The sequence below is a fragment of the Massilia scottii genome (assembly GCF_030846495.1).
Classification (GTDB): domain Bacteria; phylum Pseudomonadota; class Gammaproteobacteria; order Burkholderiales; family Burkholderiaceae_D; genus Telluria_A; species Telluria_A violaceinigra.
This window is the reverse complement of sequence record NZ_JAVCWM010000001.1, coordinates 125,454-148,900: the sequence shown is the minus strand read 5'-3', so window position 1 is coordinate 148,900 and position 23,447 is coordinate 125,454. Positions and strand designations below refer to the sequence as shown.

The following is a 23,447-nucleotide window of genomic DNA, read 5'->3' as shown; positions in this document are numbered from 1 at the left end:
GATGGGTGCCGGCGAGCTGCGGGTGGGCGGCATCACCGCCTTCACCGCGACCGACTTTCCCGGCAAGCTGGCAGCCGCGGTGTTCATCCAGGGATGCCCGTGGCGCTGCGGCTACTGCCACAACCCGCATCTGCAGCTGCGCCAGCACGGGCCGCTGACGTGGGATTCGGTCATGGCGCTGCTGGTGCGCCGCGCCGATTTGCTCGACGGCGTGGTGTTCAGCGGCGGCGAGCCGACCATGGATCCGGCGCTGCCGGACGCCATGGTGGCCGTGCGCGAGATGGGGCTTGCGGTCGGCCTGCACACCGCGTGCATCTACCCGCGCCAGTTGAAGGCGGTGTTGCCGATGGTGGACTGGGTGGGCTTCGATATCAAGGCGCCGTTCGACGCGTACCAGCGCGTGACGGGCGTCTTCGGCAGCGGCGAACCGGCCCGCGCCTGCATGGAAATGATCGTCGACAGCGGCGTGGCGCACGAATGCCGGACCACGCTGCATCCGGCCCTGCTGTCCGAAGCCGAGGTGGAAGCGCTGGCGGGCACGCTGGCCGACGCCGGCGTGCGCAATTACGCCATCCAGACCTTCCGCGCGCAGGGCTGCGCCGATGCGGGCCTGAATGCGACGGCCGGCGTAGTGATGGGCGAAGCGGCACTGGCGCGCATCGCGGCCCGCTTCGAGAGCTTCGTGCTGCGGCCTGCCTAGTCCTGCGCCGTCGTTTCCACGTCAGCGGCGAATCGCGGTCGGACCGAAACTCATGCTCTCGCCGACGTTCTGGATGCTCTGCCCCTGCTCTTTGATCATTCGGACCACTTCCAGCTTCAAGCTGGGGTCGAAGGTCTTCCGTTTTATTGTCGCCATGTATTACGCCTCAGGTGGTGTATTTTCCACCTATTGAGGTGTCCGGGAAAATTAGATTACGGCATTGTCGCGACATTGGGACGGCTCGATCAGCTCAATACCGAGCTCGAATCAGTCATCACAGGACTGCTGCGTGTGACCGGGAAACCGGCCCCGCCGGCGGCGCCGACACCATCGCTGACGTTCGAATCCGCACGTGACTACGGCGACGTTTGGGCCCTGACCGAGTTGTGGAATTCGCTCGGATTCGATCGCCTGCGCCAAGTGTTTCGCCGCACCCGGCACACGATCGATATTGAGGCGCTGATCCGTGTGATGGTGCTCAACCGGTTGTGCGACCCGGACTCGAAACTGGGTGTCTTGCGCTGGGTCGAAACCGTCACCTTTCCCGGAATCATGGCCGAGAAAATCGAGCATCATCAACTGCTGCGCGCGATGGACGCCATGGCCGAGCATCAAGACGAAGTCGACCAGGTGCTTGCCGGTTTGCTGCGGCCGATGGTCGATCGGGATCTTGCCGTCGTGTTCTACGACATGACGACTATCCGCGCAGACGGGCTGTCGCAGCAGGAAGAGGACATCCGTAAATTCGGCATGTCGAAGGAGGGCCTGATTGCCCGCCAGGTCATGCTCGGCGTGGTGCAAACGGCCGATGGTTTGCCGCTCTATCACGAGGTATTTGATGGCAATACCGCCGAGGTGACCACCATCAAGCCCATCATTGAAAAGATCGTCCAGCGCTTCCCCGTCAAGCGCGTCATCGCCGTCGCTGACCGCGGCTTACTCTCGACGGACAACCTGGCCGATCTGCAGGCCATCACCCTGCCGGGCGGTGGGAAACTTGAATTCATCCTTGCCGTTCCCGGGCGGCGCTGCAACGATTTCGTCGATATCCTGACGCCGTTCCACGACGCCACTTGCGTCAACGCTAAGGAGGAAGTGTTGGGAGAGGCACAGTGGGACAAGCTGCGCCTGATCATCGCTCATGATCCACAGGTGGCGCTGGCTGCGAGCGCCAAACGCGACCTCATCATTGAATCGCTGGAGCAAAAGGCGGCGCAATGGGTGGGCAAACTCGACAGACAGGAAGGCGGCGCACGCAAGCGCGGACGCAAACTCTCCGATGGCGGAGCACGCGCCCGCTTCTATCACGAGGTGTGCGAAGCGCACTTGGCGCGCATCGTCCGGGTCGACCTTAAAAGTGAGTTGTTCACGTACTCGATCGACGAGCGCGCGCTGACGCATGCGCGCCTGATGGACGGCAAACTGCTGCTGGTCACGAACACCGCCGATCTGGCACCTGCCGACGTTGTGAAACGGTATAAATCATTAGCCGATATTGAACGCGGTTTCCGGGTCCTCAAATCCGAAATTGAGATCGGACCGATCTATCACCGACTGCCTGAACGCATCCGCGCTCACGCAGCGATTTGCTTCATGGCACTGATTCTGTATCGCGTCATGCGCACCCGTTTGCACGCCAGCGACACGTCACTCTCGCCCGAGCGCGCCTTGGAAAAGCTGCGTCGCATTCAACACCACCGCGTCACGCTGAACGGTACTGAATCGGTCACGGGGATCTCAACAATTAACAAGGAGCAGACAGGCATTCTCGCCGCGCTCACGATCAAAAAACCGACCATCGAAACGCAACTGACCTTCTTGTAGTGGCATTTTTAAACAGCGCCCCTATATGAATCAATAACTTACGCGTTCAACTGTCGAACTCGGGGGTACGGGATGCATGCCAAGCGCGGCTTGGAAGCCATCAACGCGCATGGCATTCTGCCTAAACGGATCGGCGTTCTGGTGCACGATTGCTGGGCTCCTTATTGGAAACTCGACGATGGCGTGCACGCTTTGTGCAATGCCCATTTGCTGCGCGAACTGGTCTACGTTCACGAGTTGACCGGTCAAACCTGGCCGGTCGCCATGACAGAACTGCTGCTCAATGCCCAGCGCCTTAGCGGAGCAGCACGGTGCCAGGACCTGCCCCTTGACGCTGATGGCATCGCCGCTTTCAGCACCGTCTACCACGCCATCGTGGCAGAAGGCGAGCAGATCAACCCCCGCAAGCTCCAACCTGACGGGCAATCCGGCCGCTGCAAGCAGTCCGACGCCCACGACCTATTGCGCCGCTTCCGCCTGCATGCCGACGCCATCCTGCGCTTCATTGCCGATCCGGCCGTCCCGTTCTCGAACAATATCGCGGAACGAGCCGTCCGCATGCCGAAGGTCAAACAGAAGATCTCGGGTTGCTTCCGCACGATCACAGGAGCCGAGAATTTCTGCGTCATCCGCTCTTGCCTCGACACGTTTCGCAAGCAGGGCCACAGCATGCTTGACGTGCTACGCCGCGCATTTATCGGCCAGCCGATGCTGCTCGCCGCGTAGCGGCTGAATAGTTACAGTACATGAAGTTTCAAAATAAAAGGCTGAATGCATGGCAAGTTATCTGATATGCGTTCAAGGACGGCGACTTCAAATTCATTTGGCTTCAATTGTCCTGGTTTCATGGCTGGCCGGTTGCATTCACGCGCAGTGTGTTCGCTACGCTTTGTTTGATTTCAAACCTTCGATGTGCAATGGAGACGCCCGCTCCTGCCGGCTGTGCTCAAACGCGCTTATCCGTCTCATAGTTCAAATTTTTCGCGTAACTCGAAGTAAACCCTTTTGCAATGGTCAAAGTATTCACGCTCGTCGTGCTTGCGTTTTTCTGCTTCCGTACCACCAGCTGGCGCGTCCGCTGTCGGACAGTCGATGATTTGCACAGAGACGCAATCGCCAATCTTCAACTGCCGCTGTTCCAGCCAGCGTAGGTGTTCGTCAGGGAGTTCGGAAGCCCTTGAAGTGAGACCTCCAACGGTTACGAATAAGTCAGGACTTTCATCTTCGCGGGCTTGTCTGGTTTTATCTCCGAGTTTGCCGATACAATTGACCGTAGCGGTCAGCACGCTTAGGTCATCCGTACCTGCGATAATCTGTTTCTCGTCGTTTATTTGAACTTTCAGCGCATACATAACTTAATCCGATTGAGTCTCTGTTTGTTACCTCGAATAACGGCTTCTGGCCGATTGTACGCGGTCACGGCACCGGCACGCACCTGCAAGGCTGCCCGTCTATGCAACTTGGAAATCAAGTATCGACCGTGGCAATTCAATGGGAGCTGCCTTTTATGCCGATATGCTCAACATCGAGCCTTGCTTCGGCGCGCACGACAAATTCCCCGTTTTTTAACATTACGCATTCGTTCGTAATGCCCCTGACGTCGAGTTCAAATAATTGCTTCTTGCGTGCTATCAATGCATCTACGATTGCTGCCGACATTGGATGCGCATGTGTAAGCTGGTGCCTTACTGCAGTGACATTCTCGGTAGTTTTGTGCCATTGATCCACCACGCAGGCATTCCATACGCACGCAGCCAGCTTCAATACCGCCTCCAAGTCATTCTTGGAATACCCTTCTTCAAGGTCTTGAATGAGCGGGTCAGCATACTCGATGAGGGTAAGCGAAATTTTCTTTGTCGGGATCATTCAGTTTTTCAGGTATTTTTGGGTAGGCGAACATCTGCTTCCAGATGCGCGGCGTGAGCGACCCCTCATGGCCGTGAACAGGCTGTTAACGACTAATGAACTCAACGGCTTCCGCCAATGTACAGCCGCTGAGAAATCTTAAATATGAAATTGCGGGTATACGCCCGCCCCATTGTAACGCAAGTTGAATGATGTCGTTCGCAACCTCGTCGGACAGGTTAAGTAGGCCATCGACCCTGTCAGTTGGAACAACACTCCTGCCGACAAAGTCCTCGATTTGTCGCTTCATTTGATCATCAAGTTCCATATGTCACGGACTCTTTTCGGTTGACTGCTATTGGCCGGCACGTGCCTCAGGGCACGCCTTACGTAAGCACTTCGTTGCATTGGGGGCAAAGCACAGATAGGTCACCGGCTGGGTATTCCTTGAATATCAGGTTCAATGTTGACATTTCGTCGTTATAAATAATAACTTTCACACCTCTCCCCAATGTATAAAAACCTTCACCCAACGGCAGCTCTTGGCCGACTCCAGCCGATTGTGTGTCCCAGCATATTACTTCGTTTCAGCGAACAGGATACATAACAACTTTCGGCGTCTCAGAATTTGACACACCCACTATAAAACCACAATCCAATTTCTCTGGCACGCACTCAAAACCAATGGTCCAGCCGATTTCAATAACCCCAGAGGGCGCCGGAGTCGTCGAGAAATATCGATATTGCACATCGCTAACGCGCAATTTATCTTTACGGATTTTTTTTGTCTGCACTAAATATCTCGCAGCGAGCTTCACCGCCTCACTCGGCAGAAGCACCGGAACTCGCATATGCGAGGATTGAGCAGGTGATTTGCTTTGTCCCTGCGCAAGACCAGTGGCTACAAGGGTCAACCATAGAAAAGCTATCTTAACCATACCTGCCATTTTTGAATTTAGTCAAACACGCCCGTCTGCTAATGGCCGACAGCACGGGGCCATGGCCGTAGAGCCATGCTTGGGCCCGGACCAGGAGAATCATACTCGCGACAATGGCGCATTGCCACATTTCGAAGCGGAGGGGGGCGAAACAGCGGCAATTGCAGCCTCTCTCCCCATAGCGGACCATCGAGACCCGGATCAGTGAATAAAACTTGTCATTTGTTTGATTTCGTCTGAAATTTCCTTAGTGTTCACCTGCACTGGCAGGTAAAGGATTTCAGGTTCGCTCTGATAGCTAACGGCCAGTTCGAGCACAAGGACTCCATCCCTTCCTAAAAATCGGTGTTCCTGCACCGTGGTCCATGGAATTAACGCGTGAGTCTCGCCTTTGGATTTCACAATACCGTTAGGCCCTGAGGAAACTGTTAGAGGGCTCGCCCAGTGTGCAAAGCTAACGAATAGCGAAATTCCAAAACCCAACAGGAATATGATCGGCGCCATTTCGACGTGACCCATTGTTCCATCTTTTGCGAACGCCGAAAACATCCCAAGAAAGAGTAGCGTGCCCGCCCAGATTAAGCCACCCTTAACTTCGTGTTTGGTGAATGGATCAAACGGCCCCTGGCGACGCAACATGTTGGTCCACGGTTCCCGCCATTTCATTTCAGTACCTTAATATGATGTTGCGGCTAGAAGGAATATCCAAGTAACTGTCCGCTTCTGGCCGAACTCTGCTGCTCGCGTCAGCATAACAGGTTGCCGAACTGAAGAGATGGCAGACTGCACATGACCGGCTGGTACCGCCCCTTACCGGACGTTTTGTTCAAAAAGAACAGAAGGCCTTACTTCATCTTCAACAGTGACAACAGCCTGTCCGTAATTTTTGATGTGATACTCCCGCTGTGAAACGCTTACGCAACTCGCATACGAAACAGCCGCTGGCGCTCAGGTTTTAAGCACGCAAGCGTTCGATGAGGGTATTTGCCATCCGTGTATCACTCCCACGACGAGACCCAGAACCGGCAAAACAAAAACGAGCAGGCTAATGCGCTCGTTCATCCATACGTTTGTCGACGCCCAGCGCACGCAGAGGGTCACCGCGAGCACAATCGCAGTCACGCCGATCAGTATCTGAGGAACTGCGGGCATGAAAAGGACGAACAGAATCAAGGTAAAAGCCATGGCCTTGCCAATCCCACCGCAGGCGTCGAGATACATGCCAAAGACTGCGGCGACGACCGTCAGTGCGCCTGTGATTAATGAAAACAGCCAGCTCGGAGGAAGCGGCCCAGCGCGGTTATCGTGCTTATTAGAAGGCATCATCATTTCTCCAGACCCTGGTGACATCAAAGCGGGCTCCTTCCAAGGGGTGTCTTTGAAAGGCAGTATCGCTGGACGATAGCGCGATTTCATACTACTCCTGGCCGATAGCGAACATCCGGAACGGCTCAGTGTACGCGGTGTTGCTTTCACGGCAACTGCAGGATCTTGTCAGGCGCTCTAAGTTAGCGCTATCGGAAACCGGCCTCTGCCTTTGCACAGTTCCAAGACATTCGAGGAGTTTCCTTGAAACTGGACGCTACGCGGGAACGACCGGGGTTTTTCTTAGTGCCTCAACATCGCTGCGCAGCTGCGCCGCCAGCTCCGCGGCGTGCTCGCGGTCGAAATCGGCATGCATCCGCTTGCGCACCCCAAGTTCATTGAGCATCACATGCTGGTCCGGCACCACGCCTTGCTGCGCCAGGCACTGGCGCGCGCAGGCCAGCGGGCAGCCGTCGATGGCCAGTACCGGCCGGCCCGAACGGGCCAGTTTGACCAGCGGCGCCACGCCCCCGCCCACCCCGGCGATGCACGACATTTCGGCCGCACCGCTGCGGTCGAGCGCCAGCGCCAGATGGTTGGCCATCTGCGCCGCGCTCGAACAACCCGAACATGAGTACACCAGCGGCAGCGCCGCCCTGTCCGCATCCATCATCACTTTCCTTCAGTTGGAGGCCGCACGGCGCCAGCGCGACGGCAGCAGGCGCGCCGGGTCGAACAGCGCCACATCGATCGCGTCGATCGTGTTCTTTACCAGCAGCCCCAGTTCGGTATCGCCTTCCATGGTCAGGCGGCGCGAAAAAAACAGGGTGTCCGGATCTTCGCGCCGCTGCGCCAGCAGCAAGAAGTCGCGCGCGCTGGCGCCGATCGACAGGTCGGCCTTGCCGGACCCCGACAGGGCGACGAAGCGCGATCCGCGCCAGCTCACATCGAAGCGCACCCCGGCGTCGGTGACGCCGATGCTGATCGAGCGCCCTTCCAGCGCGGCGCGCACGTCGCCCGGCAGCTGCGGCCCGAGCACGCGGCTCAAGCCGGCGGCGAACAACAGCGAGCCGGGAAAACGCGGCAGGTGGCCAAGCGCCCGGGCCAGCGGCTTTGGCAGGATCGGATAAACGTGCGCTTTCATGCCGCCTCCCGCTTGTCGAACGCCATGCCCGGCTTGCCATGCCAGTAACCGTCGCAGGGCGCCGCCGGCATCAGCGCTGCCAGGCCGGCCTGCGCCTGGGCGCTGCCGATCTGGCCCAGGCGCGCCCGGTCGAACAAGGCGACGATGGCATCGGTATGCTGCGCCTGGGGACTGATGCGCATCACGTCCACGCCCATCGCTTCCATGTCGGCCATCTCGCCGAGCAGGTTGTACACCAGGTGCGACTGGATCTGGGTGCCGTTCAGGATCAGGAAGGTGTCGGCGTCGCGCGTGCGCAGCTCTAGCCCGTCCGGATGCGCCATGCAGCTGAACTGGCAGTCATCCTTGCCCAGGTTGCGGTGGCGCGCCGTGAAGCAGCGCGCCGAAAACGCCAGCGGCATGCGGCCGTAGGCGAACACCTCGGTTTCCAGTCCCGCGGGACGGCTTTGCAGCATCGTCGCCAGCGCCGCGCGGCCCATTTCGAGCGGCATGACCCAGCGCCGCGCGCCCAGCTGCGCCATCAGGGCCACGCTGTCCTCGTTGTACAGGTTCAGGTGCGGCCCGGCCACAAACGGCAGTGCGCCATCGAGGCAGTGCACCGCGCCGATGTCGTTCGCTTCGACCGCGAAGCGGCCGTTCGATGTCAGCTTGCGCAGGTTGGTCAGGTCGCTGCCCGATTCGAGCAGCGCCTGGGTCGACAGCACCACCTCCTTGCCGGCGTCGGCCAGCATGGCCGCCAGCGACAGCCAGTCGGGCAGGCGCAGCTCGTGGCGCCGCGAGCACACCGTTTCGCCCAGGTAGACAATATCGACCGGGCTTGCCGCCACCGACTCGTAGAACGCCATCATCGTATCGCGCGGCCAGTAGTACAACACCGGTCCGAGGGCCAGTTTCATCATAGTGCCTCCCTTACTTCCATGAGCGGTGGTAGGCGCCCAGCGTATGCTGCTGCCCCTCTGCCACCTTGTTCAGATCGGCCATCCAGGCCTGCCTGGCCGAAAAACGCTTCGGACTGGCGCGGTACTGGTCGATCGCCTCGCGCCACACGCGCGTTACCTGCGCCACGTAAGCGGGGCTGCGCTGGCGTCCTTCGATCTTGATCGCGCTCACGCCCAGTTCAATCAGCTGCGGCAGCAGTTCCAGGGTATTCAGGCTGGCCGGTTCCTCGATCGCGTAAAACTGTTCGCCGGCGACGTCGAAACGGCCCTTGCACAGGGTCGGATAATTGGCCTGCTCGCCGTCGGCGTAGCGGTCGATCAGCACGCCGTTGAGGCGCGACTCCAGCCCGGCCGGGGTCTGCTGCCAGCGCACCGCCTTGGCCGGCGAGCACACGCCGTGCGTGTTGGGCGACTCGCCCGTGGCATACGACGAGAGCGCGCAGCGCCCTTCGACCATCACGCACAGGCTGCCGAAGCCGAACACCTCGATCTCGACCGGCGTGTTGCGCACCACCTGCTCCACCTGCGCCACCGACAGCACCCGCGGCAGCACCGCGCGCGCGATGCCGAAATGGCGGTGGAAGAAGTTGATGGCCTCGTAGTTGGTGGCCGAACCCTGCACCGACAGGTGCAGCCGCAGCGCGGGATAGCGCTCGGCGGCGTAGCGCATCAGGCCCGGGTCGGCCAGGATCACGGCGTCGATGCCGGCGCCGGCGGCGCGGTCGATGGCGCACCGCCACAGCGCGCCGGCGGCCGGCTGCGGATAGGTGTTCAGCGCGAGCAGTACCTTGCGCCCGCGCGCGTGGCTGTAGGCGATGCCCTGTTCGATCGCGGCCTCGTCGAAGTTCAGGCCGGCGAAGTTGCGCGCATTGGTGGCGTCGCGAAAGCCGAGGTAGACGCAGTCGGCGCCGTTGTCCACGGCCGCCTTGAGTGCCGGCAGGCTGCCGGCCGGGCACACCAGTTCAAACGGCGTGGCGCCGTCGGAAGTATTTGACATCATGTTCATTCGTCGTAAGGTGGGGACTGCACTGTAGCCCGACGGCATGCCGGAAATCTTTGACCTGCATCAAGGATTTTCGGCATGCGAAGCGGCGACAATGGCGCCATGGACAAACAGCAGGAGGACACGATGGAGACTATCGGCAGCTACCTCGAAGCCGACCATGTGCGTTGCGATGCGCTCTTCGGAAGCGCGCGCCACGCCGTGCGCAAGGGTTTGTGGCGCGAGGCGGCACAAGCCTTCGCCACATTCTGCCACGCGCTCGAACGCCATTTGCTGATGGAGGAACGGATCGTCTTCCCCGCTTTCGAGAACGCCATTGGCGCAGCCAGCGCGCCCACCGCATCGATGCGCAGCGAGCATCTGCGCATCCGCGGCGTGGTGCAGCGCCTGTCCAATGCGCTGCGCGAGCGCGACAACGAGGCCTTCCTCGATCATGCCGACACCCTGGGCATTGTGCTGTACCAGCACAGCGAAAAGGAAGAAGGCGTACTCTATCCGATGATCGAACGCGTACTGGCGCCAAGCTGCCACAAGCTGGTCGCGGCCATGCAGGCGTTCGGCGCGATGGACGAGATGGCCAGCGCCGCATGAACGCCGGCACGCCCCACGTCCACCACCTCGACGTACGCGGCCTGGAACCACCCGAGCCGCTCGAACGCGTGCTCGACGCGCTCGAGACGCTGCCGGCCAGCGACCACCTGTGCATGCTGATCGAACGCGAACCGCGCCCGCTGTACCGCATCCTCGCGCACAACGGCTATGGCCACAGCACCACCGTCTTGCCCGACTATCAATATGAAGTGCGGATCTGGCGCCGCGCGCCGGACGCCTGACGCATGCAGCGCACCCTCTCGCTCGAACAGTCGCCGCCGCTGGGCGCGGTGCTGCGCTACTTCCTCGCCACGCCGCTCTTCGCGCTGCTGGCCGGCGCGCTGCTGCTGTGGCAAGGCGCCCCCGCGCTGGCTTCGCGCTGGTCGCCGTCCACCCTGGCGCTGACCCACCTGCTGACGCTTGGCACGCTGGGCATGGCGATGGCCGGCGCGCTGATCCAGATCCTGCCCGTGGTGGCCGGCGTCACGCTGCCGCGCGTGCGCCTCCTCGCTCCCGGCGTGCACGCGCTGCTCGCTGGCGGCACGGCGGCGTTGGCGGGCGCCTTCCTGTTCACGCGTCCCTGGCTGTTCCAACTGGCGCTGCTCCTGCTGCTGCCCGGCTTTGCGTGGCTGATCGGCGCACTCACGCTGGCCTTGTGGCAGATGCCGCCGCCAGGCGCGCTGCCGATGACCGCCACGGTCAGGCTGGCCCTCGGCAGTCTGGTGGTCACCGTGTGCCTCGGCGCCCTGCTGGCGGGCGCCTTTGCCTGGCCGGCATCGGCCGCGCTGCTGCCGCTGATGCTGGCCACCGACGTGCACGCGCTGTGGGGCGTGTTCGGCTGGGCGGGATTGCTGCTCGTTGGCGTGTCGTTCCAGGTCGTGCCCATGTTCCAGGTGACGCCCCTGTACGACAAGCCGCTGCCGCAGATCCTGGGCGTGACGATTTTTCTGCTGCTGGTCGTGTGGACCGTGAGCGCCGCGGCGCTGCGCGCGCGCCTGGCGTGGATCGACACACTGGCCAGCGTACTGCTGCTGGCCGCCTATGCGCTGTTCGCGCTGGCCACGCTGCGCCTGCTGGCGCGCCGCAAACGGCCGCAGGCCGACGCCATGACCCTGTTCTGGCGCCTGGCGATGGCCAGCATGCTGGCCTGCGCGGCGCTGTGGGCGGTACCGGCGCAGGTGGCCGGTGATGGGCGTCTTCTGGCGATGGGCGTCCTGATGCTGGTCGGCTTCCTGTACTCGACCATCAATGGCATGCTGTACAAGATCGTGCCCTTCCTGCTCTGGCGCGATTTGCAGGAGCGCGCCGCCGACGGCCAGCGCGTGCCGGCGATCAAAACGCTGATCGCCGACCAGGACGCGCAGCGCCAGTTCTGGCTGCACGCGGCGGCCGTGGCCTTGCTGGTGACGGCTTGCTGGTGGCCGGCGCTGCTGGCGCGGCCGGCGGCTGCGGCGATGTGCCTGTCGGCCGGCTGGCTGTTGCTGAACCTGACGACGGCGCTCAGGCGCGCCTGCAACGCAGTCGCCTCCAGCCCGTCGCGCACGACCCCATGCCCGACGCCCTAGTCGGAACGGCGCTGCCGCCTTGACGAGCGCTTCACGAACACGTACTTAAGCTTCCCTTAGCTAAGAGCCGCGCGGCAACACGGTCGGAAGGAAATATACTATCTTGACGCCTGGCGCCGAGGTCCCTCCGCACCGCCCAACCACTACGCCGGTCGACCGGCTTGACGTCTGCGTGGACGACGCCAGTGCCGTCGGCGTGGTCACCAGCGCCGCCCTGGCCGGCCAGCTGGGCGGCGGCGCCACGCCGGTCTGGTGTATGGAATCGGCAATTACCTGTTCGTGCTCACATTCAAATGACTGTTGCTGGGCCGCTACCGCAAGCGCTCGGCGCCGATGTGGACGCCGTTCGTGTGGGTGTCGGAAGGCGTGACCAATCTGTACGAAGGCATTGCCGTCCCCAATTTCATGCGTTATCTGCGCGGCACGCCCTGGTTACCGGTGGCATTGGCCTTACTGGGCTGCAAAATGGGGCGCGGCATCTATCTGGACACGACCGATATTGCCGGGTTCGACTGCGTATCGTTCGGCGACTACAGCGAGCTCAACGCCTTTGCCTGTCCGCAGACGCACCTGCTTGAAGACCGGGTGATGAAGATCGACCATGTGGAGATCGGCAGCAAAGTGACGATGGGACCGCGCAGTGCCGTGCTCTACAGCGCCAAGGTCGACGACAACGCCCGCCTGGGTCCCTTGACCCTGGTCATGAAGGGGGAGCATATCCCCGCGGGAACCAGCTGGGCTGGTTGCCCTGCAGCCCCGGTGCGCCCCGGAGTGCCCGCTCAACCGGGGTCAGACCTCAATTAAGAAATATTGCCTAACCGGGGTCAGACCTCAATTAAGAAATGTTGCTCAATTGAGTCTGAGGCCGATGTAATCCAAGTCATGCGCGCTGGGGGATGACAAGGCTGGCCACCAGCGCATCGGCCAGCTCAACCACCACGGCATGCCGCTTGCGCGCTTCCGAACGCTTTTTCGACTGGATCTGCTCCATATCGGGTTCCTGCACCGGCTCGCACGCAAGAGCGTAATCGCCATCGGCACGACGTTCGGCACCCAGCTCATTCCACATCTGGTCGTAATCGGCCAACACCTTGCCGCGACGAATCGCGCCGTGCACCACGCGGTTCGCATTCCCGACCAGCCGCACGCGGCCGCAACCGAAGGCATGGCCGAGCTGCCGCACCAGGGTCACCAGTAAATGCTTGGGCCGCACGCCGTGCAACTCGCGCGTTGCCGTGCGGATCGATTCAAGCCCTTCGCCGCCCTTGGGCCCCTGGATGCAGCCGATACACACAATCGCCGCCCCCGCCTCCTCGGCAAACGTGAACGCCAGCGAAAACACCGGCGTACCACTTTCGCACAATTGCAGCACCAGCTCGCCTTCCCGTTCCATGGTGGATACGGCGCGCAATTGCAGCTCGTATGTGGTGCCGGTTTTCCCCTCAACCGATCCGAGCGGCACGCCGGCACGCGCGGCGGCCACGATCATCGGCCCCAGCCCGCGGCTGAACACGAAGCCGTAATGGATCGCCAGCACGCGCAGCCGCGCTTCCACGCACAGCGCATTGCTCAGGTAGGGGCGATAAATCTTGTACAGCAGCTTGGGGGAATCGCGGACCAGGTCGCAAAACACCGGATGCGCATTCAGCACGCGCAACCATTGCCCGGTGACACGGCGGTGCAACAGCGCCCGCGCATGCAGCTTGAGCCGCTCGCGCCAGTATTGCGACTTGGGCAAACTGGCCGGCACGCCCGAGCGCAGCGTGATCGACGGCGTCAGGAAAAATGTCTCCAGCCCCCCTGCGAAAGGGCCTTCTTGAAAATTCATTACTTACTCCGGAGGGCAATCTGAACGATGCAACAGTTGGCTTGTCGTCCGAACACCACCGTCGCACTAATTGCTTATTGTAAATTAAAATATCTAGAGTAAATACATTTTATTTCCTACTGCACATATAAGCAGACACACATGCTGATTGCGAGATGGAATTGATCCGCGCTGAATGCCACGGCAATACGATATTTCCCCGCAGCATTTCAAGTAAAATGACCACTTTATCCAACCGGCCTGCAGGAATGCGATTTCACCCCACCGACATTGCCCTCCTGCCGCCGTATGAACGCCTGTTCGGCCCCGTGACGCAGGCAAGGATCATTCGTCTGTGCGTTCTGTATCTGGCTTTATTCGGCGCCGGATCGGCATTCCTGTTCCTGTCGCACCAGGAAAACCTGCGCATCTTCGGCATGGGATTGATCGTGCCAGGCGGCGGCTTCCTGGCCCATGCCGACATCTGCACACAGAATGGCATCGGCCACCTGCTCGCCGCTCTCGCCGGCATGGCCGCTTTTGGATTCTCGCTGATGATCTGGTTCGGCACGGGAAATATCCTTGCGCCGCCCCTGGTCTGGCTGGGATTGGCCATCGGCGCCGCCACCATGCGCCATGGCGCGCTGCGCGAATCCACCGTCGACATGGTCTTTGCCGCTCTGGCGCTGGCCATGGGTGCCACGGCGGTCGCCATGGCCACTTGGTTCGCACTGGGGCGCCGGCAAAGGCGGATCGACAATGCTTATCTGGCCAGCCAGACCGGCCGCCTTGGCCTGATCTTCGACGCCAAAAGCTCCCCCGCTCACGCGCCCGAAATGTCGCTCGAACACCTCCAGCGCCTGCGCTTTGCGCTCGACCGCGCACTGCAACCGCTCGACCAGTTCAATGGCTTCGAAAAAATCGACCAGTTTCAAACCGCCGCCACCCGCTATCAGCTGAACTTCCTGGCGTACGGCGTGGCGCTGACCCAGGCCCGTTTCACGCCGGCCTTTCGCGGCTACATGCACGAAGCCCAGATCGCGCTGCTCGACAAACAGGCGCAGCACCAGGTCTGGTCGTACTGGAAGCTGGAAAACCTGTGGGGAAATCTGAGCGCCGATCCCGACCCGGTGGCGCGCGAAAACATCATGTACACCGGTTTCGTGGCGCTGCAAATGGCGCTGTTCAGTGCCAGCACGGGACGCCGCGACTTTTCGGAGACAGGGCGCTTTACCCTCACTCACCCGTCGGGCCAACGCTACGCGCATGATGCCGCCTCGCTGGTGCAGCGCCTTGAGCACGAGTACAGCACCTCGCCCTACTATCTGATCGCGTGCGAACCGAATTGGGTCTACCCGCTTTGCAATACCATCGGCGCGAGCGCCATCATGGCCTTCGACGCCCAGCATCACGAGCAGCGCTGGGCCGCCCGCGCGCAGGACTTCCGTCATCACCTGGAAGCCGAGTTCCTCGACGGCTTCGGGCGCTACATCCCCTGCAAGTCGGCCCGCACCGGCCTGGCCCTGCCGGCCGTCGGCGGCGTGATGCCGCTGGCGATGCCGTGCTTCTTCCTCAACGTGATCGCCCCCGACCTGGCGCGCCGCCAATGGCTGCTGCTGCGCCGCCAGCTGTTCGACCGCAGCGGCGCATTCCGCCGCCGCGCCTTCTGGCCTATCGATACGGGCAACTACGGCTTCTCGCGCGCCAGCGCCTACAGTGCCACCGCCCTGGCGGCCGCGGAACTGGGCGACAGCGCCGTCTACAGCGCCTGCCTGGACGCGCTGGAAAAAGAATGCCCGAGTGTGCTCAGGGATGGCGTGATCCACCGCCGCAAGGCGTCCGTATGGGCCCATGGCGTGGAACTGATGGCGCGTGCCGGCGCGCGCGACGGCTTTCGCGATGTCATCGCCGCACCGAAGCCGGTAACGGGACCGCAGCTGGACAGCCTGGCCTACCCCGCCATCCTGGTCGCCAGCGCCCACGCCGACCACAAGGCCCTGCGCGCGGTGCTTTACGCCGACGGCGTCCACGCCATCGGCTTGAGCGGCCTGCAACCGAACGCACCTTATCTTGCCAACGGCATCCCCATCACGGCCAACGCCGGCGGCAAGGCGCGCTTCGACTTGACGCTCAACGGGCGCACAAGCCTGCACGTGCAGCCGCAAGGAGGTGGATAATGGCGTGCTGCGTGCTCATTGCCGCTGTCATCGGCGGCGCGATCGGATTAAAGTCGTGGCTGACACTGGCGGCGCGGCGGCCGGGCCAGGCCCAAAATTGGCGCTTGATCAAACCTACGGACCCACCATGAACGAGACCAAAAACGTCGGCACGCCGGAGCCCTTTTCGCTGGCGGCGCGCTCCAAGAGCTTCGGCTACGCCATCGCGGGCATCGTCTTCATGCTCAAAACCCAGCACAACGCCTGGCTGCACCTGATCGCGACCATGATCGTGGCCGGCCTGGCGTTCTATTTCAAGGTCAGCGCGGCCGACTGGCGCTGGCTGGTGGTGGCGATGGTCGCGGTATGGGTGGCCGAGACCATCAACACGGCCGTCGAATACGTGTGCGACGTAGTCTCGCCGGGCTATGCGATCGCCGTCAAGCATGCCAAGGACATCGCGGCCGGCGGCGTGCTGATCGCGGCCGTCGGCGCGGTGCTGATCGGCGCGCTGACGTTCTGGCCGTATGTGATGCGCGCGCTTTAGGCTTCGCGCTGGGCGGCGTCGCGCCGCTCGCTGTAGCGGTCGACCAGATAATCGCTGCGCTCGCGCACCAGCAGCGTGAACTTGAACAGCTCCTCCATCACATCGACCACGCGGTCGTAATACGGCGACGGCTTCATGCGCCCGGCCTCGTCGAACTGCTCGTACGCCTTCGGCACCGACGACTGGTTCGGAATCGTCACCATCCGCATCCAGCGTCCGAGCAGGCGCAGGGTATTGACGGTATTGAACGACTGCGAGCCGCCCGATACCTGCATCACCGCCAGCGTGCGTCCCTGGGTCGGCCGGGTGGCACCGACTTCGAGCGGAATCCAGTCGATCTGGTTCTTCATCACAGACGTGATGGCGCCATGCCGCTCAGGGCTGCACCATACCTGCCCTTCCGACCAGAGCGACAACGCGCGCAGTTCGGCCACCTTGGGGTGCGTCGCCGCTTCGCTGTCGGTCACCGGCAGGCCGTGCGGGTCGAAAATGCGCACTTCGGCGCCCATGTGCGCCAGGATGCGCGCCGCTTCTTCGGTGAGAAAGCGGCTGAACGAGCGTTCGCGCAGGGAGCCGTACAGCAGCAGGATGCGCGGCGGATGGTCGAAGCGCACCGGCGGCGCCAGTTTGTCCTGGTTCGGCAGGTCGAACTGCGCTTCGCTCAGGTTGGGCAGGGTCATATCCATTCAGGCTCCCTTCGGTGGCAAGATGTCGAGTACAAGGTCGCCGGGACGGCACAGGCGCACACCAAGCGGCGTGACCACGAACGGGCGGTTGATCAGGGTCGGATGCGCCACCATGGCGTCCAGCAGGGCATCGCCGCTCACGGCCGGATCGGCCAGGCCAAGCTCGGCGTATTCCGCCTCCTTGGTGCGCATGGCGTCGCGCACGCCAAGCCCTGCGCGCGCAATCAGGTCGGCCAGCACGGCGCGCGTGGGTGGCTCGGCGATGTAGTCGACAACATGCGGCTCGGCGCCGCTGGCGCGTATCAGTTCCAGGGCGCGGCGCGAATTGCTGCAGCGCGCATTGTGATAGATGGTGATGGTCATTGAGGGCTTTCGGGAAGTGTCGGGGGAGTGCAAGGCGCGCCGCTGCAGCAGTTCTCGGTCAGGAAACCGATCAGCGCATTCATGGTCGCAAAATCGGCGGCGTAGATCACGAAGCGGCCGTCCTGGCGCGCCGTGACCAGGGCGGCATGCGTCAGTTCCTTGAGGTGGAACGACAGCGACGATGGCGCGATGCCCAGCTGCGTGGCGATGTGGCTGGCGGCCATGCCGGCCGGTCCGGCCTGCACCAGCAGGCGAAACACCGCCAGGCGCGATTCCTGCGCGACTGCGCTCAGCGCCGCCAGTGCCTGTTTGGTTTGCATGATGGGATATCCATAACTTCGATCATTCAATAATACTCGAATTATAGAATCGACGCAAGCCGCCCTGGAGGGCGGGCAGGTCAGGCCATCGCGGCAAGCAGCAGCACGCCCGTGGCACCAATGGCCGCGCCGGCCAGCCGCGTCACGCGCGCACTGCCGGCCGCATAGCCGGCAGCGAGCAGCACTCCACTGGCGCCAAGGAAGCCCGCGGCGCTGGCGACGCCGAGCAGCTCGCGGCCGTGTGCCTGGCCGTGCAGCAGCGCGAAGCCGGCCACCAGCGCCATCGCCAGCGCGGCCGGCACGCGCGCGGCGCCAGCCAGCAGCGCGCCGATGAGCACCACGGTAGCCGCCAGCCCTGCCTCGTTCGGCCCGCCCACCTGCACGGCCGCGCCCAGCGCCATCATCAAGACAAACACCGGCAGCAGCACGCCCCTGCCCTGCTGCCGGCTCCACAAGCCAACGCCCAGCATGGCCAGCAGATGATCGATGCCGCTGAACGGATGCGCAAAGCCGGCCGCGAAACCGGCAACGGCGTCGTGTCCGGAATGGGCTGCGGCGGGTAGCGCGAGCAGGCACAGTGCGAGGGCGAGCGTCTTTTTCATGGCGTGTTTTCTCCTGATTTGGCATCGAGCAGGCCCTGTTCGCGGATGAAGGCCACCACGGCCTCCACGCCTTCGCCGCTGCGCAGGTTGGTGAAGATGAAGGGACGTTCGCCGCGCTGGCGCCGCGCGTCGTGCGCCATGATGTCGAGATTGGCCCCGACGTGCGGCGCCAGGTCGGTCTTGTTGATGATCAGCAGATCGGAGCGCGTGATGCCGGGGCCACCCTTGCGCGGTATTTTCTCGCCGCCGGCCACGTCGATGACATACAGGGTCAGGTCCGACAGTTCGGGGCTGAAGGTCGCCGCCAGGTTGTCGCCGCCGGACTCGATCAGGATCAGGTCCAGGTCGGGAAAGTCGGCCTGCATGCGCGCGATGGCTTCCAGGTTGATCGAGGCGTCCTCGCGGATCGCCGTGTGCGGGCAGCCGCCCGTCTCCACGCCCATCAGGCGCTCGGCTGGCAGCGCCCCGGCGCGCAGCAGGATCTCCATGTCTTCGCGGGTGTAAATGTCGTTGGTGATGACCGCCATGTCGAACTGGTCGCGCATGCTTTTGCAAAGCATCTCGCACAGTGCCGTCTTGCCGGAACCAACCGGGCCGCCAATGCCGACCCGCAGGGGATTTGATGTCATGCCGTCTCTCTCTTCCTTGATAATCATGATCGGTACAATCTGCCGTGCTGCGCCTCGTGCCGCATCGACAGCAAGGACAGGCCGGGCGACCAGTTCGACATGGCGTCGTCGCCCAGCGTTTGCGCGCGGCGCGCCGCCTGTTCGATCTCGCCGCGCAGCGACAACAGCATGCGCTGGCCCGCCACCTGCCCGAGCGGAACCGACTTGACGCACACCAGCACCTGGTTCTCGACCGTTGAGAACAGCATCGCCAGCAGCGCTTCCTCGTGCGGGATGCCGAGCGCGTCGACCGCGCAGGCAAAGGCCGTCGGCAGCGCCACCTCCGGCCCGAGCGCCGCCACGTCGGCCACCCCCAGCTCCGCGATCAGGCGTGTGAGCGAGTAGCCCATCTGGATCGTCTCTGCGCGAAACTCCGCGCTGTCGCGCGAGGCCAGGAAACGCTCGCTCCACAGGGCGACCGATGCGTCGTCATGCGCCTCGAACGCCTTGAGCAGGCGCCAGAACAGGGGCCCATCCCACTGCGCGACGACTTCGTCCAGGTAGCGTGCGATCCATGCGCGGCCGCTGTCGGCATCAACGACCAGGCCCGCCTCCAGCGCCGCTTCCAGCCCTTGCGAATAGCTGTAGCCGCCAATCGGCAGCGCCGGGCTGGCAAACTGCAGCAAATGCAGCAGCGCGCTGGCGTTCATGCCGGTGCCGGATCGCCGGGCCGGTGAATCTTCTGGCGCAGCGGCACCGGTGCCAGAAGATGACCCTCATGGCCGTGGCTGTGCCCTCCACCCGCATACGCCCCCGCCTCCGGCTCGAACGGCGCGCTCTCCTGCACCACGCGCGCACCCAGCCCCTCCACCATCTCCTTGAGCACCGGATCGACCCGGATGCGCAGGAAGCCGTCGCCGATCTGCGCCTGCGTATGCCGGTTCCCCAGGTGGAAAGCACAGCGCGCCATGGTCAAAGGGCTGTCGCAGTGGACCACGTAGGTCGGTTCGCTGGCGGCGACAACGCGCACCACGCGTCCTTCGGCGCCGGTCAGCAGCTCGCCGTCGCGCAGCACGGTGCCGCGCACCATGAACAGCGCCACTTCGTCGCCGCCGGCGAGGCGTGCGCGCAGGCGGCATTTTTCGCGCTGGTCGTAGGCCAGCACCAGTTCATCGTCGACGCGCTCGGCGTGCGCCAGCTTGGTGTGCAATGTCATCATCGTAGGGCCTCTCAGAACAGGAAATAGCGCTGCGCCATCGGCAGCACGGCGGCCGCCTCGCAGACCAGCAGCTGGCCGTCGGCGCGCACTTCATAGGTTTCGGAGTCGACTTCCATGTACGGCGTGGCGCCGTTATGGATCATGTCGCGCTTGCGCAGGTGGCGCATGCCGTGCACGGGAATGAGCGTCTTGGTCAAACCCAGTTGCGCGCCGATGCCGGCGTCGTAGGCGGCCTGCGAGACGAACGTGAAGGATTTTTTCAGGCCGCCGCCAAAGGCGCCGAACATCATGCGGTAGTGCACCGGCTGCGGCGTGGGGATCGAGGCATTCGGGTCGCCCATCTGGGCCGCCGCGATCATGCCGCCCTTGACGATCAGCGACGGCTTGACGCCGAAAAAGGCCGGCTTCCAGAGCACGATATCGGCGATCTTGCCCACTTCCAGCGAGCCGACCGCGTGCGACACGCCGTGCGTGATGGCCGGGTTGATGGTGTACTTGGCGATGTAGCGCTTGACGCGGAAGTTATCGCTGCGCGACGAATCCGGCGCGAGCGGCCCGCGCTGCTGCTTCATCTTGTGGGCGGTCTGCCAGGTGCGCATGATCACCTCGCCCACCCGGCCCATGGCCTGCGAGTCGGACGACATCATCGAGATCGCGCCCAGGTCGTGCAGGATATCCTCGGCGGCGATGGTCTCGCGCCGGATGCGCGACTCGGCGAATGCCACGTCTTCCGCAATCGCCGGGTCCAGGTGATGGCACACCATCAGCATGTCGAGATGTTCGTCGAGCGTGTTGACGGTAAACGGGCGGGTTGGATTGGTCGACGACGGCAGCACGTTGTCCTGCCCGACGGCGGCGATGATGTCCGGCGCATGGCCGCCGCCCGCGCCTTCGGTATGAAAGGTGTGGATGGTGCGGTCCTTGAAGGCGTCCAGCGTGGTCTCCAAAAAGCCGCCTTCGTTGAGCGTGTCCGAATGCAGCGCCACCTGCACGTCCATGCGCTCGGCCACCGCCAGGCAGTTGTCGATGGCGGCCGGGGTGCTGCCCCAGTCCTCGTGCAGCTTCAGGCCGATGGCGCCGGCCAGCACCTGTTCCTGCAGCGGCCCTGGCAGGCTGACGTTCCCCTTGCCCATGAAGCCCAGGTTCATCGGAAAGGCGTCGGCCGCGCCCAGCATCGCGTGCAGGTGCCAGGGCCCGGGCGTGCAGGTGGTGGCCGCGGTGCCGGTCGCCGGTCCCGTCCCGCCGCCGATCATGGTGGTGATGCCGCTCATGAGCGCTTCTTCGATCTGCTGCGGGCAGATGAAGTGAATGTGCGTATCGACCCCGCCGGCGGTGACGATCATGCCTTCACCGGCGATGATTTCGGTGGCGCCGCCGATGGCCATGGTCACGCCGGGCTGCACGTCCGGGTTGCCGGCCTTGCCGATGGCGGCGATCAGGCCGTTTTTCAGGCCGATGTCGGCCTTGACGATACCCCAATGGTCGACGATGACGGCGTTGGTGATCACGGTATCCATCACGTCGGCGTGCAGCCGCTGCGACTGGCCCATGCCGTCGCGGATGGTTTTGCCGCCCCCGAACTTGACTTCCTCGCCGTGGATGGCGAAGTCGCGCTCGATCTCGATGAACAGGTCGGTGTCGGCGAGGCGGATGCGGTCGCCCGTGGTGGGGCCGAACATGTCGGCATAGGCGCGGCGGCTGATCGAGGGCATGCTAGTTGCCTCCGTGCGGGGGCAGTTCGCCCATCACCAGGCCGTTAAAGCCGAATACCATGCGCGCGCCGCCAAGCGCCACCAGTTCCACGGTGCGCTGCTGGCCGGGCTCGAAACGTACGGCGGTACCGGAGGCGATATTGAGCCGCATGCCGATCGCCGCGCTGCGCGCGAACTGCAGGGCGGTATTGACCTCGAAGAAATGAAAGTGCGAGCCGACCTGGATCGGCCGGTCGCCGCTGTTTGCCACCACCACGGTGCGGGTGGCGCGGCCGGCGTTGAGCTCAATGTCGCCGTCGGCCAGCAGGTATTCGCCAGGTATCATCGTCATCTCCGCGCTCAGGGAATGGGGTTGTGGACGGTCACGAGCTTGCTGCCGTCCGGGAAGGTCGCTTCGACCTGGATATCGGGGATCATCTCGGCGATGCCGTCCATGACCTCGGCGCGGGTCAGGATGGCGGCGCCCTCGGACATCAGCTGCGCCACCGTCTTGCCGTCGCGCGCGCCCTCCATGATGGCCGCGCTGATCAGGGCCACGGCTTCCGGATAATTGAGTTTGAGGCCGCGCGCCATGCGCCGTTCGGCCAGCAAGGCGGCGGTGAAGATCAGCAGTTTGTCTTTTTCGCGCGGGGTCAGGTCCATGGATCGTGTTCTCTTGTCTAGGTAGTCCAGATGCGCGGCAGCGGCGCGGCGCACCCGAGCAGGTGCGGGCGCAATAACTGCCACACGCTGAAAATGGCACGGCGCGCGCCTTCGCTGTCGTTGCCCAGGTAGCGCGCAACGAACACCGATTTGATTTGGGTGATGCCAAGTGCCGGATCGAGCGCGCGCATGGCGTCGATCAGGGCGCCGCCGGCCGGCTTGCCGACGCCGACCAGGGTGGCGCAGACGCTGGCGCCGTTCAGTCCCAATGGGCTGTGCATCGCGGCGCTGCCGCCGTGCAGCGCGCCCTGCTCCCACCACAGCAGCTTGCCGCCACGGCGAATCTGCGTGTGCTGGGTGATGGTGCCGCTGTCGAAGGTTTCGCCCGAGGCGCGCCGGCCGAAGCACAGGATGTCGCAGCCGATGTAGCAGGCGTTCGCCGCCAGTTCGACCCGTTGTTCCAGCGCCACGTGAGCGCCGTTGAAGAAGATGGCTTCCTGCGGCATCCATTCGACGGCCGCGCCGGCGCCGGCTTCGATCAGCACATCCTGGCGCGAGATTTTGCCGTTGGCGCGATACCATTTGGCGGCGCCGGGCGAAGTGAGAAAGGCGTGACTGGCGTCGCCCGCGGCCACGCCCACCGCCAGCCGGTCGCCGCCCACCACGCCGCCGGGCGGGTGCACGACGATGGCGTGGCAGATGCGCGGGCCTTCCGGATACAACGGTTTTTGCACGCGCAGCGGCCCGCTGTGGATACGCTCCAGCAGGCGCGTGGTGCCCGCATCGTCGGCGAAGCGCAGCCGCAGGCTGGCTTGCCATGCACTCTGGGTCGGATCGGTCTGGTGGCAATCTCGCATACCTGTCGAAAGAGCAGGATGCGTGCCAGCACGCGGGGCACGTTCACGGTGCGGCGCGCCCGCAACCGGTGATCA

Annotated in this window: 30 protein-coding genes and 1 pseudogene; 9 read left to right on the top strand and 22 right to left on the bottom strand. The window is 63.3% G+C overall.

Going from position 1 to position 23,447, the window contains the following annotated elements; genetic code table 11:
- Position 1: 1 nt before the first annotated feature.
- Positions 2-700: an anaerobic ribonucleoside-triphosphate reductase activating protein gene (locus RBA41_RS00670; RefSeq protein WP_306619972.1), complete on the top strand. Its 699-nt coding sequence runs from the start codon at positions 2-4 to the stop codon at positions 698-700.
- A gap of 21 nt (positions 701-721) precedes the next feature.
- Here the strand turns inward: RBA41_RS00670 and RBA41_RS00665 are convergent, their stop codons facing one another.
- A complete protein-coding gene (locus tag RBA41_RS00665) occupies positions 722-856 on the bottom strand; it encodes a hypothetical protein (protein WP_306619970.1) in 135 nt (44 codons plus the stop codon).
- A 45-nt stretch (positions 857-901) separates the two neighbouring features.
- Between RBA41_RS00665 and RBA41_RS00660 the strand changes: the two are divergent.
- Positions 902-2,524 (top strand): annotated as a pseudogene (locus tag RBA41_RS00660) (IS1634 family transposase); the annotation flags it as partial.
- 72 nt (positions 2,525-2,596) lie between these two features.
- Positions 2,597-3,250, top strand: a complete 654-nt coding sequence (locus RBA41_RS00655) for an IS66 family transposase (RefSeq protein WP_306619968.1) — start codon at positions 2,597-2,599, stop codon at positions 3,248-3,250.
- A 239-nt stretch (positions 3,251-3,489) separates the two neighbouring features.
- On the opposite strand, the gene RBA41_RS00650 is transcribed toward RBA41_RS00655, so the two are convergent.
- The 9 genes from RBA41_RS00650 to ubiU all read right to left on the bottom strand — a co-directional run bounded on the left by RBA41_RS00650 (position 3,490) and on the right by ubiU (position 9,694).
- Positions 3,490-3,876, bottom strand: a complete 387-nt coding sequence (locus RBA41_RS00650; RefSeq protein ID WP_306619966.1) for a hypothetical protein — start codon at positions 3,874-3,876, stop codon at positions 3,490-3,492.
- Positions 3,877-4,012: 136 nt separating this feature from the next.
- On the bottom strand, positions 4,013-4,390 hold the full coding sequence (locus RBA41_RS00645) for a hypothetical protein (RefSeq protein WP_306619965.1): 378 nt from the start codon (positions 4,388-4,390) through the stop codon (positions 4,013-4,015).
- Positions 4,391-4,956: 566 nt separating this feature from the next.
- Positions 4,957-5,316 carry a hypothetical protein gene (locus RBA41_RS00640; RefSeq protein WP_306619963.1) on the bottom strand — a complete coding sequence of 120 codons (360 nt, stop codon included), beginning with the start codon at positions 5,314-5,316 and terminating at the stop codon, positions 4,957-4,959.
- Between the two features lie 192 nt (positions 5,317-5,508).
- Complete coding sequence (locus RBA41_RS00635) at positions 5,509-5,973, bottom strand: hypothetical protein (RefSeq protein ID WP_306619961.1); 465 nt, start codon at positions 5,971-5,973, stop codon at positions 5,509-5,511.
- A gap of 282 nt (positions 5,974-6,255) precedes the next feature.
- Positions 6,256-6,723: a hypothetical protein gene (locus RBA41_RS00630; protein WP_306619959.1), complete on the bottom strand. Its 468-nt coding sequence runs from the start codon at positions 6,721-6,723 to the stop codon at positions 6,256-6,258.
- Between the two features lie 166 nt (positions 6,724-6,889).
- Complete coding sequence (locus RBA41_RS00625) at positions 6,890-7,282, bottom strand: putative zinc-binding protein (protein ID WP_306620633.1); 393 nt, start codon at positions 7,280-7,282, stop codon at positions 6,890-6,892.
- Positions 7,283-7,294: 12 nt separating this feature from the next.
- On the bottom strand, positions 7,295-7,756 hold the full coding sequence (gene ubiT, locus RBA41_RS00620) for a ubiquinone anaerobic biosynthesis accessory factor UbiT (RefSeq protein WP_306619957.1): 462 nt from the start codon (positions 7,754-7,756) through the stop codon (positions 7,295-7,297).
- Positions 7,753-8,652 carry a ubiquinone anaerobic biosynthesis protein UbiV gene (ubiV, locus tag RBA41_RS00615; RefSeq protein ID WP_374709471.1) on the bottom strand — a complete coding sequence of 300 codons (900 nt, stop codon included), beginning with the start codon at positions 8,650-8,652 and terminating at the stop codon, positions 7,753-7,755. Before ubiV ends, ubiT begins: the two co-directional genes overlap by 4 nt.
- A 13-nt stretch (positions 8,653-8,665) precedes the next feature.
- Positions 8,666-9,694: a ubiquinone anaerobic biosynthesis protein UbiU gene (gene ubiU / locus RBA41_RS00610; RefSeq protein ID WP_374709467.1), complete on the bottom strand. Its 1,029-nt coding sequence runs from the start codon at positions 9,692-9,694 to the stop codon at positions 8,666-8,668.
- Positions 9,695-9,775: 81 nt separating this feature from the next.
- On the opposite strand from ubiU, the gene RBA41_RS00605 reads away from it, so the two are divergent.
- From RBA41_RS00605 to RBA41_RS00590, 4 genes are all read left to right on the top strand, one after another.
- Complete coding sequence (locus RBA41_RS00605) at positions 9,776-10,288, top strand: hemerythrin domain-containing protein (protein WP_306619952.1); 513 nt, start codon at positions 9,776-9,778, stop codon at positions 10,286-10,288.
- On the top strand, positions 10,285-10,530 hold the full coding sequence (locus RBA41_RS00600; protein ID WP_306619950.1) for a DUF2249 domain-containing protein: 246 nt from the start codon (positions 10,285-10,287) through the stop codon (positions 10,528-10,530). Before RBA41_RS00605 ends, RBA41_RS00600 begins: the two co-directional genes overlap by 4 nt.
- A 3-nt stretch (positions 10,531-10,533) precedes the next feature.
- A complete protein-coding gene (locus RBA41_RS00595; RefSeq protein WP_306619948.1) occupies positions 10,534-11,853 on the top strand; it encodes a permease in 1,320 nt (439 codons plus the stop codon).
- 300 nt (positions 11,854-12,153) lie between these two features.
- A complete protein-coding gene (locus tag RBA41_RS00590) occupies positions 12,154-12,657 on the top strand; it encodes a hypothetical protein (RefSeq protein WP_306619946.1) in 504 nt (167 codons plus the stop codon).
- Between the two features lie 76 nt (positions 12,658-12,733).
- Here the strand turns inward: RBA41_RS00590 and RBA41_RS00585 are convergent, their stop codons facing one another.
- A complete protein-coding gene (locus tag RBA41_RS00585) occupies positions 12,734-13,681 on the bottom strand; it encodes a VirK/YbjX family protein (RefSeq protein WP_306619945.1) in 948 nt (315 codons plus the stop codon).
- 248 nt (positions 13,682-13,929) lie between these two features.
- On the opposite strand from RBA41_RS00585, the gene RBA41_RS00580 reads away from it, so the two are divergent.
- Entirely contained in the window at positions 13,930-15,837 is a 1,908-nt protein-coding gene (locus RBA41_RS00580; protein WP_306619943.1) for a linalool dehydratase/isomerase domain-containing protein, read from the top strand.
- Between the two features lie 127 nt (positions 15,838-15,964).
- On the top strand, positions 15,965-16,363 hold the full coding sequence (locus RBA41_RS00575) for a diacylglycerol kinase family protein (RefSeq protein WP_306619941.1): 399 nt from the start codon (positions 15,965-15,967) through the stop codon (positions 16,361-16,363).
- On the opposite strand, the gene arsH is transcribed toward RBA41_RS00575, so the two are convergent.
- The 11 genes from arsH to RBA41_RS00520 all read right to left on the bottom strand — a co-directional run bounded on the left by arsH (position 16,360) and on the right by RBA41_RS00520 (position 23,372).
- Positions 16,360-17,043 carry an arsenical resistance protein ArsH gene (arsH, locus tag RBA41_RS00570; RefSeq protein ID WP_306620630.1) on the bottom strand — a complete coding sequence of 228 codons (684 nt, stop codon included), beginning with the start codon at positions 17,041-17,043 and terminating at the stop codon, positions 16,360-16,362. The genes RBA41_RS00575 and arsH overlap by 4 nt on opposite strands.
- 6 nt (positions 17,044-17,049) lie before the next feature.
- Entirely contained in the window at positions 17,050-17,412 is a 363-nt protein-coding gene (gene arsC / locus RBA41_RS00565; protein WP_306619939.1) for an arsenate reductase (glutaredoxin), read from the bottom strand.
- Positions 17,409-17,732, bottom strand: a complete 324-nt coding sequence (locus RBA41_RS00560) for an ArsR/SmtB family transcription factor (RefSeq protein ID WP_099878710.1) — start codon at positions 17,730-17,732, stop codon at positions 17,409-17,411. Before RBA41_RS00560 ends, arsC begins: the two co-directional genes overlap by 4 nt.
- An 80-nt stretch (positions 17,733-17,812) precedes the next feature.
- The gene (locus tag RBA41_RS00555) at positions 17,813-18,334 is read right to left on the bottom strand and encodes a HupE/UreJ family protein (protein ID WP_306619936.1); all 522 of its coding nucleotides are present in this window, start codon (positions 18,332-18,334) and stop codon (positions 17,813-17,815) included.
- Positions 18,331-18,963 carry an urease accessory protein UreG gene (ureG, locus tag RBA41_RS00550; protein WP_306619934.1) on the bottom strand — a complete coding sequence of 211 codons (633 nt, stop codon included), beginning with the start codon at positions 18,961-18,963 and terminating at the stop codon, positions 18,331-18,333. Before ureG ends, RBA41_RS00555 begins: the two co-directional genes overlap by 4 nt.
- Before the next feature lie 23 nt (positions 18,964-18,986).
- Entirely contained in the window at positions 18,987-19,652 is a 666-nt protein-coding gene (locus RBA41_RS00545; protein ID WP_306619932.1) for an urease accessory protein UreF, read from the bottom strand.
- On the bottom strand, positions 19,649-20,161 hold the full coding sequence (ureE, locus tag RBA41_RS00540; RefSeq protein WP_306619930.1) for an urease accessory protein UreE: 513 nt from the start codon (positions 20,159-20,161) through the stop codon (positions 19,649-19,651). Before ureE ends, RBA41_RS00545 begins: the two co-directional genes overlap by 4 nt.
- Positions 20,162-20,172: 11 nt before the next feature.
- Entirely contained in the window at positions 20,173-21,873 is a 1,701-nt protein-coding gene (gene ureC, locus RBA41_RS00535; protein WP_306619928.1) for an urease subunit alpha, read from the bottom strand.
- 1 nt (position 21,874) lies between these two features.
- Entirely contained in the window at positions 21,875-22,198 is a 324-nt protein-coding gene (locus RBA41_RS00530; RefSeq protein ID WP_306620628.1) for an urease subunit beta, read from the bottom strand.
- A gap of 14 nt (positions 22,199-22,212) precedes the next feature.
- On the bottom strand, positions 22,213-22,515 hold the full coding sequence (locus tag RBA41_RS00525; protein WP_306619926.1) for an urease subunit gamma: 303 nt from the start codon (positions 22,513-22,515) through the stop codon (positions 22,213-22,215).
- A 17-nt stretch (positions 22,516-22,532) separates the two neighbouring features.
- Positions 22,533-23,372: an urease accessory protein UreD gene (locus RBA41_RS00520; RefSeq protein ID WP_306619924.1), complete on the bottom strand. Its 840-nt coding sequence runs from the start codon at positions 23,370-23,372 to the stop codon at positions 22,533-22,535.
- Positions 23,373-23,447 lie beyond the last annotated feature (75 nt).

What these genes read in the sequence shown, in the direction of transcription:
- RBA41_RS00670 (WP_306619972.1), top strand. Translation starts at nt 2, where the DNA reads ATGGGTGCCGGCGAGCTGCGGGTGGGCGGCATCACCGCCTTCACCGCG.
- RBA41_RS00665 (WP_306619970.1), bottom strand. Translation starts at nt 856, where the DNA reads ATGGCGACAATAAAACGGAAGACCTTCGACCCCAGCTTGAAGCTGGAA.
- RBA41_RS00655 (WP_306619968.1), top strand. Translation starts at nt 2,597, where the DNA reads ATGCATGCCAAGCGCGGCTTGGAAGCCATCAACGCGCATGGCATTCTG.
- RBA41_RS00650 (WP_306619966.1), bottom strand. Translation starts at nt 3,876, where the DNA reads ATGTATGCGCTGAAAGTTCAAATAAACGACGAGAAACAGATTATCGCA.
- RBA41_RS00645 (WP_306619965.1), bottom strand. Translation starts at nt 4,390, where the DNA reads ATGATCCCGACAAAGAAAATTTCGCTTACCCTCATCGAGTATGCTGAC.
- RBA41_RS00640 (WP_306619963.1), bottom strand. Translation starts at nt 5,316, where the DNA reads ATGGCAGGTATGGTTAAGATAGCTTTTCTATGGTTGACCCTTGTAGCC.
- RBA41_RS00635 (WP_306619961.1), bottom strand. Translation starts at nt 5,973, where the DNA reads ATGAAATGGCGGGAACCGTGGACCAACATGTTGCGTCGCCAGGGGCCG.
- RBA41_RS00630 (WP_306619959.1), bottom strand. Translation starts at nt 6,723, where the DNA reads ATGAAATCGCGCTATCGTCCAGCGATACTGCCTTTCAAAGACACCCCT.
- RBA41_RS00625 (WP_306620633.1), bottom strand. Translation starts at nt 7,282, where the DNA reads ATGGATGCGGACAGGGCGGCGCTGCCGCTGGTGTACTCATGTTCGGGT.
- ubiT (WP_306619957.1), bottom strand. Translation starts at nt 7,756, where the DNA reads ATGAAAGCGCACGTTTATCCGATCCTGCCAAAGCCGCTGGCCCGGGCG.
- ubiV (WP_374709471.1), bottom strand. Translation starts at nt 8,652, where the DNA reads ATGAAACTGGCCCTCGGACCGGTGTTGTACTACTGGCCGCGCGATACG.
- ubiU (WP_374709467.1), bottom strand. Translation starts at nt 9,694, where the DNA reads ATGATGTCAAATACTTCCGACGGCGCCACGCCGTTTGAACTGGTGTGC.
- RBA41_RS00605 (WP_306619952.1), top strand. Translation starts at nt 9,776, where the DNA reads ATGCGAAGCGGCGACAATGGCGCCATGGACAAACAGCAGGAGGACACG.
- RBA41_RS00600 (WP_306619950.1), top strand. Translation starts at nt 10,285, where the DNA reads ATGAACGCCGGCACGCCCCACGTCCACCACCTCGACGTACGCGGCCTG.
- RBA41_RS00595 (WP_306619948.1), top strand. Translation starts at nt 10,534, where the DNA reads ATGCAGCGCACCCTCTCGCTCGAACAGTCGCCGCCGCTGGGCGCGGTG.
- RBA41_RS00585 (WP_306619945.1), bottom strand. Translation starts at nt 13,681, where the DNA reads ATGAATTTTCAAGAAGGCCCTTTCGCAGGGGGGCTGGAGACATTTTTC.
- RBA41_RS00580 (WP_306619943.1), top strand. Translation starts at nt 13,930, where the DNA reads ATGCGATTTCACCCCACCGACATTGCCCTCCTGCCGCCGTATGAACGC.
- RBA41_RS00575 (WP_306619941.1), top strand. Translation starts at nt 15,965, where the DNA reads ATGAACGAGACCAAAAACGTCGGCACGCCGGAGCCCTTTTCGCTGGCG.
- arsH (WP_306620630.1), bottom strand. Translation starts at nt 17,043, where the DNA reads ATGACCCTGCCCAACCTGAGCGAAGCGCAGTTCGACCTGCCGAACCAG.
- arsC (WP_306619939.1), bottom strand. Translation starts at nt 17,412, where the DNA reads ATGACCATCACCATCTATCACAATGCGCGCTGCAGCAATTCGCGCCGC.
- RBA41_RS00560 (WP_099878710.1), bottom strand. Translation starts at nt 17,732, where the DNA reads ATGCAAACCAAACAGGCACTGGCGGCGCTGAGCGCAGTCGCGCAGGAA.
- RBA41_RS00555 (WP_306619936.1), bottom strand. Translation starts at nt 18,334, where the DNA reads ATGAAAAAGACGCTCGCCCTCGCACTGTGCCTGCTCGCGCTACCCGCC.
- ureG (WP_306619934.1), bottom strand. Translation starts at nt 18,963, where the DNA reads ATGACATCAAATCCCCTGCGGGTCGGCATTGGCGGCCCGGTTGGTTCC.
- RBA41_RS00545 (WP_306619932.1), bottom strand. Translation starts at nt 19,652, where the DNA reads ATGAACGCCAGCGCGCTGCTGCATTTGCTGCAGTTTGCCAGCCCGGCG.
- ureE (WP_306619930.1), bottom strand. Translation starts at nt 20,161, where the DNA reads ATGATGACATTGCACACCAAGCTGGCGCACGCCGAGCGCGTCGACGAT.
- ureC (WP_306619928.1), bottom strand. Translation starts at nt 21,873, where the DNA reads ATGCCCTCGATCAGCCGCCGCGCCTATGCCGACATGTTCGGCCCCACC.
- RBA41_RS00530 (WP_306620628.1), bottom strand. Translation starts at nt 22,198, where the DNA reads ATGATACCTGGCGAATACCTGCTGGCCGACGGCGACATTGAGCTCAAC.
- RBA41_RS00525 (WP_306619926.1), bottom strand. Translation starts at nt 22,515, where the DNA reads ATGGACCTGACCCCGCGCGAAAAAGACAAACTGCTGATCTTCACCGCC.
- RBA41_RS00520 (WP_306619924.1), bottom strand. Translation starts at nt 23,372, where the DNA reads ATGCGAGATTGCCACCAGACCGATCCGACCCAGAGTGCATGGCAAGCC.